The organism is uncultured Mucilaginibacter sp., assembly GCF_903913935.1.
Classification (GTDB): Bacteria; Bacteroidota; Bacteroidia; order Sphingobacteriales; family Sphingobacteriaceae; genus Mucilaginibacter.
In genome coordinates, this window is record NZ_CAIWNH010000018.1 from 1 (window position 1) to 2056 (window position 2056).

2 protein-coding genes are annotated in these 2056 nt (G+C 44.4%); both read right to left on the minus strand.

The window, feature by feature from the left end:
• The coding region (locus QZY09_RS00720; protein ID WP_295666814.1) for a formyltransferase family protein at positions 1-233 on the minus strand (233 nt) is incomplete at its 3' end.
• 27 nt (positions 234-260) lie between these two features.
• The coding region (locus QZY09_RS00725) for a PKD domain-containing protein (protein ID WP_295666817.1) at positions 261-2056 on the minus strand (1796 nt) is incomplete at its 5' end.

Genomic DNA, 2056 nt, shown 5'->3' on the forward strand with positions numbered 1-2056 from the left:
AAATCAATATTGAGGGCATTTAACAAGCGGCCCAGTATTTCGTGATCATTTAAAGCGTTTTTGCTTACAATAGCCGACACGATTTTACTGCTGTGCGCTATTTTAATAACTCCTGCATCGGGGTTATTGGTTACCACCAACGCCACTTTAATGCCGTTGTGCGCTTTAAAATGTTCAATAATAGCTTCGGCATTACTACCGCTGCCGCTGGCGAAAATTGCAATTTGCTTCATCTCTGTTCTTCTGTGGCGCTAAAATATTTATCTCACCACAAAATTTCTTACCTCAGTATCATCATTATAGCGCACACGTATAAAATACTCGGCACTCATTAACTGCGCCATAGGTATATTATAGTTGGTACGCCCTGCCGGCAGGTGCATGGAGAACTCTTTTACCACCGGCTGGCCAAGTAAGTCATACATTGAAATATAAACAGTACCCGCTGCTGGCATAATAATGCCCAGCTGCGAAGAGGTTACCGCCGGGTTAGGCAGAGGGCCCGCCAGCTGCATAGTACCTGTAAGTGACGAGCACTCCTGGTTATTGTCGTAATTCAATTCAGCCTCGCCTCCGTTTACATCACTGGCGGTAACGCATACATAAGTATTGCCGTAGCCTTCAGGCACTACAAACTGTGCAGGGAAAGTATCTACAATAGTTTGTCCTGATGCCAGGAAACCGCTCCAGTTTTGTTCCATTACCCCGCGGCTGCCAAGCGTGGCATATAGTTGCGCCGAAGTAATTACCCGGGTGCCCAGGTTGCTGATATAGGCAATTAAGGTTACCAACTGGCTGCCGTCAGACTGCGGTACCGCTTTGGTTGTAATATAATCAATGGCCAAATCAAGGTCCGTAGGTATAATATTTAATGTCCTGGCTAATGAATCATAGCAGCCATAGTTGTTATAAGCATAAAGCACTACGCGGTAATTGCCGTTTTGCAGGTAAGTGTGCGGTGCCGGGTTAATGCTTGGTATACCCGATGTAGTTGAACTGCCATCGCCAAAATTCCAGAAGTAGTTACTTGCACCTGTGCTGCGGTTATTGAAAGTTACAGCCAGCGGCGCAGTGCCGTAAAGCGGCGTAAACGAGAACAAAGCTGTCGGAACCGGGCCTACCTCAATTAATTTCTGCACTGAATCAACACAACCTTCATCAGTTTTAATAGTCAACTTAACATTCAAGGCTCCTGTATCGGTAAACAGAATGCTTGGATTTTTGACATTGTACTGAACGTTGCCAATATTCCAGGCATAGCTGGCAATGGTATCGTTTAAAACGATACTGCTATCTAATGGCCGGTAATAGTGGTTCTCGCAACCTATCAAACCTGTAAAATTTGCTACCGGTTTTTGAACTATTTTAACCTGCTGGTCAAGGCGCGCAATACAACCAATTGCATTTTGAACCTGCAACTCAACATCATAAGTATTTGCCTGGTTAAACCTGAAATTAGCTATAGGAGTGTAGGCATACGGCCCATCACCATTTTCTCTAAACTTCCACGTACGGCTAACTATTGAAAACGAATTGGTAACATCTGTAAATGTAGTATAGTCGCCAAGGCAATGGTCACTATAAGTGAACTCAGCCACAAACGGAGCGTGCACGTTTATAGTTTGTGTAGTTGAGTCGGCACAGCCCAGTGCATTCACAACTTCCAACTGTATATCGTATTCGCCCTGGTTAGGGAACGAATACTGAATATTAGGTGTGTGATTGGCATTTACCACGCCGTTAAACTTCCAGAAACGCTGGGTTATTGGCGAGCCGCCAATGGCCGAACTGGTATCAGTCAACTGCAAAGAAGAACCTGAACCTGCGCACAAAATATATGGATAAATGCTGTTATTGGCCGAGTCGGAATATCCCGCATGTGGCGAAGGCAAAATATTAATATGCCTTGTTTTGATACCGAAACAACCTGAGTCGGTAGTTACTTTAAGCGAAACGGTGTAATTGCCATACCCGTAATTTATTACATACGAGGTTTTTCCATTCACCGTGGTATCGGTTGAAGGAATACCTCCTCCATAATTCCAGAAGTATGAAA